At 44.6% G+C, this 4,472-nt stretch carries 5 protein-coding genes; 2 read left to right on the top strand and 3 right to left on the bottom strand.

Translation table 11 applies throughout. The features are described from left to right. Both PF479_RS15000 and PF479_RS15005 read left to right on the top strand, forming a co-directional pair. The coding region (locus tag PF479_RS15000; protein ID WP_298008050.1) for an ArsR family transcriptional regulator at positions 1-826 on the top strand (826 nt) is incomplete at its 5' end. A 98-nt stretch (positions 827-924) separates the two neighbouring features. Beyond that, complete coding sequence (locus PF479_RS15005; RefSeq protein ID WP_298008052.1) at positions 925-1,050, top strand: hypothetical protein; 126 nt, start codon at positions 925-927, stop codon at positions 1,048-1,050. Here the strand turns inward: PF479_RS15005 and PF479_RS15010 are convergent. The 3 genes from PF479_RS15010 to PF479_RS15020 form a co-directional block, all read right to left on the bottom strand. Beyond that, complete coding sequence (locus tag PF479_RS15010) at positions 1,047-2,480, bottom strand: diguanylate cyclase (RefSeq protein WP_298008054.1); 1,434 nt, start codon at positions 2,478-2,480, stop codon at positions 1,047-1,049. The two genes, PF479_RS15005 and PF479_RS15010, sit on opposite strands and share 4 nt — an antisense overlap. A 462-nt stretch (positions 2,481-2,942) precedes the next feature. Continuing rightward, the gene (locus PF479_RS15015) at positions 2,943-3,704 is read right to left on the bottom strand and encodes a DeoR/GlpR family DNA-binding transcription regulator (RefSeq protein WP_298008056.1); all 762 of its coding nucleotides are present in this window, start codon (positions 3,702-3,704) and stop codon (positions 2,943-2,945) included. 3 nt (positions 3,705-3,707) lie between these two features. Continuing rightward, on the bottom strand, positions 3,708-4,472 hold a 765-nt coding region (locus PF479_RS15020), incomplete at its 5' end, for an FGGY-family carbohydrate kinase (RefSeq protein WP_298008058.1).

The following is a 4,472-nucleotide window of genomic DNA, read 5'->3' on the forward strand; positions in this document are numbered from 1 at the left end:
ACTGAGGCGTGGTGAAAAAAATATCAATGAATTGGCTTCCAGTCTTGATTTACCTCAATCGACAGTGGCCACTAATATTATGACCCTTGAAAAAGCCGGATTGATCAGTTATGAGATTCGAAAGGCATCTAAGGGAAATCAGAAAATCTGCAAGAGTATCTATGATGAATATATTATTGCCTATCAGGATAAAATGAATTCCGATGATGAGATCATTACTGTGGAAATGCCTGTGGGATTGTTTATTGAATATGATATTTCATCTCCCTGCGGAATGTGTACATCCACTAAGATCGTGGGTTACCTGGATACACCTGAATCATTTCTGGAACCTGAAAGAATCAGTGCCGGTCTGCTCTGGTTTGAGAAGGGCTTCGTTAAATATCAATTTCCTAATAACTCGTATAATAAGAAGAAACCCGTGAAAAAACTGGAGGTCATTGTTGAACTTTCCTCGGAGATACCCGGGACTGATCCAAAGTGGCTTTCAGACATCACCCTCCTGATCAATGACAAAGAGGTCGGTACCTGGACCAGCCCGGGAGATTTCGGAGACAAGAGGGGGAATTACACCCCCGACTGGTGGAAACTGGAAGGTTCGCAATACGGTCTCCTGAAGAATTGGGTCGTAACAGAAGAAGGCTCCTTTGTTGACGGAAAGCAGATTTCCTCACTGAGGATCGAAGATCTTAATTTGTCTGAACATCATTCCGTCAAGGTGACCTTCGCTGTCAAAGAAGATGCAGAAAATGTTGGTGGAATTAATATCTTTGGCAAGGGTTTTGGTAATTACAGTCATGATATTCTACTGAGTCTATCATTCTGAAGGATGTCCTGCATGTTCATGGAGGCCTCCTTTAAGTATCGATATTCTCATTATAATGGATAAACCTAATGACATCTCTATATTGTTGAATAAACAGAATGAGCTTATGCTTGCCCATGCAGGATTCTTTGATTCAGACCGAAAGGCTCAGCACAAGAGCTATCTTTCTCCTCTGGATTTTCCTGGTTGCTTTTGGGGCCACTCTGGCTATCGTCCTGATTTAGAGAGAGCTGAAAAGAGTGACTCGATTTCGTCCATTTGATTTGGAGGCGTAGAGAGCCTTGTCTGCTTTTGTCTGATAGGAACCCAGCTTGTTTTCTTTATCCGGTACGGCGCCGTAGACTCCGGCGCTTATTGCCACCTGCTTGTCAAACTCCGGGTGATGGATGGCTCCGACTTTTGTTCTGATTCGGTCTATGATCTGAAAGGCTTTATCTTCTGTTGTGTCAGGCAATAGGATGATGAATTCTTCTCCCCCCAGGCGGGCCAGCAGATCGGTGATTCTGATTTCCTGCGCACAGGTATCGGCGATCCTCTTTAATACAAGATCTCCAATATCATGACCGAATGTGTCATTTACATCTTTGAATTTATCAATATCAAGGATGGCCAGGGATAGGGATGATTCCGAACGAATAGCAGATTCGAATAGAAGCCTTCCCTCCATTTGCAGGCGATGACGGCTTCCAATGCCGGTCAATGCATCTTCCATTGCCATCTTATAGGTTCGTTCATGTAGTTGTGAGTTTTCCAGGGCTGTGGCAATATGGTCCCCGACAATCTCTGCCAGCTCCAGTTGATGCTTATTGAACTGATTCTTCTCTAGATGATCCAGAGCCATCAGGCCAATGATCTCCCCATGACTGATGAGAGGGATTCCGATCCATGAATTTATATTCATTCCTTTTTCAGGCTGAGTGAATCCTGGGAAATCTATAGTGACATTATTGGACAGGACTGCTTTTCTCTCCTGCAAAGCCTTGGTACTCAAGCTTTCAGGATTCGGGTACCTGAACCGGAGCTTCCTGATTTCTTCTGCATTTTCAAAGCCTTCAACGCCAATTACCTGAAGCCAGGAACCTTCCAGAATCTGAATGGATGCCATATCATAGGGAATGATACGATGGATTTCTCTCAGAATTTTCAGGACCGTCTCGTTTGTATCCAGGGATGAGCTAAACCCGGCTGCTATCTGACGAAGAATCTCAAGTTCCTCAGAGCGTTTTTTCTCTTTTGTGATGCTATTGAGTAGTTTCTTTTCAGTTTTCTTTAATTCCGAAATATCTGTGTCGAAGCCGACAAAAAGGATGGGCAAACCATCTTCATCGGAGTGGACGGTTTTGCCCTTAGATTTGATCCATTTGTATTTACCGCTAGAATCTTTCATGCGGAATATACAGTTAAAATTTGATGACACTCCCTTTTTAATGGAATCCAGATCCCGGGCGAGTTGTTCTCTATCATCGGGGTGGATATGACTCAGAAAATCAGGACTAATCTGTTTCACCTGAAAACGGTCAGGTATGTCTTTCCAGGTTTTACTGATTAGGGTTTCTTCAGTCTTATAATTTGTTATATAGACACCTATCTCTGATAAGGCTTCCAGAATCCTCTGATCTTCGAGTATTGTAGGTTTTTGTGATTCTATAGGCATTTTGTCTTAACTCCACTTTCATTATAACCTATCAGATCAGCTGCTGGAAAAAATATATTTGTTAATTGTAGACCTCAGAGATGGATGCTTTGAATATCATCAATTAAAACTATTGTTGAATATATAATCTTCACCCACATCTTGTAAGCCAAAGGTCATCATCAGAACCTGAATGATACCAGCCGTCATATGAGTTTTTTTCAGGGCTTTAAATGATCCTCAAAGAATGGAAAAATATCCTTTCCTGAAAAGGTATGGCCTCCCGGAAATTCAGAATACTAGAATTGTCGTTCAGAATCCCTCTGTCTGTACCCGTTTTTTACCCTTTCCTCCTATTCCCTGGGATCTGCTATTCCCTCCGGCCGTTGAGTGGGTCCGATACTCCCATAAGGGGGGAGGGGACAATGAGAATAGCCAGTGACGCCATGTCGAGATACTTTTCATATTTTGTGCTTGGAACTATCAGGCGATGATGACTTTGATTCCGAAACTGGTAAATGACTGTATATCTTCACTACTGATCCTGTTGTCGGTAATAAGATAGTCAATTCTGTCCAGAGCATGAAGCGCTGCAAAGGCTGTCTTATTGATCTTTGTAGAGTCTGCCAGTAGAAAAACTTCTTCTGCCGACTCTATCATGGCTTTTTTAACGGGAATATCACTGAATCCGGGATAAGTTAATCCGCTGCTCAGAGAAACACCTGCGGTGGCCAGAAACAGTTGCTGGGTGTGGGTGTTGGAAAAATAGGCCGCCGCCTTTTCCCCGGTCAGGCTCAAGGTGGGAGCCTTGAACTCACCTCCGGTCATGTGTACCTCCATCCCCGGTTCGGCACCGATGATGAGGGCAATATTCAGACTGTTCGTTATGATTCGGAGATCTTTCTTTCCCTTGAGGACCTTTGCCAGTTCCGTCACGGTCGTTCCCGAGTCCATGATAATCGTACTCCCGGAGCGGACAAATTCGGCAGCCTTGTTTCCTATTCTCTGCTTGAGATCCATGTTTTCCCGGTGTTCCAAGGACAGGCTGGATACAGCGAGCTGAATATTTTTTAGAAAGGCTCCGCCGTGATCTCTGGCAATCTCTCCGGCGTTTTCAACTTTATCAAGATCCTGTCGAATCGTGGGTTCTGAGACACCGAACAGTATGCTGAGATCTTTTACCCGTGCACTTCCGTTTTCACGTATAAGCTCCAGGATCTTTTCCCGTCTTTGTTCAGCAAGCACTTTTTAAAGCCCCTTCAGAATATCTACCCACTTTGAGTATGTTTTTTGATACTCAAGGTTCTCTTCTTTTTTAATATGCTTATAATTATAGGATAATCTCTCTATGTCATCAATAGAGTCATAGATTCCTATTCCCAGTCCTGCCATCCACGCTGCCCCCAGGGCAGAAGCCTCTTTCAAGGTACATCTGAAGAGATCCAGAGGAAGAAGGGAGGCCATCATATCCTGGATAAAGGGGCTGACCGATATTCCTCCATCGATCTGCAGGGACTTCAGCTTTGATCCGCTGTCTTTCTGCATGGCATGGATCACATCCGCCACCTGGTAGACGATGGATTCCAGACCTGCCCGGACAATATGGTTTTTATCGGAACTGAAGGTCAGTCCATGGATCTGTCCCTTCTGCTCCATTTTCCACCAGGGGGCGCCCAGGCCGCTGAAAGCCGGAATAAGATAGACATTGCCGTTGTCTTTTAATTTCATGGCAATCTGATCGGCTTCTTTCCCGCTGCTGAAGAATCCAAGAGAAGAGCTTATCCAGTTGAGGGTCGACCCGCAGCTGACAATGATTCCCTCCAGGGCATAGGATACGTTCTCTGTGGTGCTCCAGCAGATTGTTGATACCATTTTTGTTTTCTCAGGTGCTACCATTGCGCCTGTGTTCATCAGAATGGAGGAACCCGTGCCCAATGTTGCTTTGGCATTACCGGGATGGAAGCATCGTTCCCCGAATGCCGCGGCATGGGAGTCTCCCAATATCCCGCTGAT

This window comes from Oceanispirochaeta sp. (assembly GCF_027859075.1).
Taxonomy (GTDB): domain Bacteria; phylum Spirochaetota; class Spirochaetia; order DSM-2461; family DSM-2461; genus Oceanispirochaeta.

Excerpts from the sequence above, each read along its gene's own strand:
- PF479_RS15005 (WP_298008052.1), top strand. The coding sequence starts at position 925 with ATGAGCTTATGCTTGCCCATGCAGGATTCTTTGATTCAGACCGAAAGG.
- PF479_RS15010 (WP_298008054.1), bottom strand. The coding sequence starts at position 2,480 with ATGCCTATAGAATCACAAAAACCTACAATACTCGAAGATCAGAGGATT.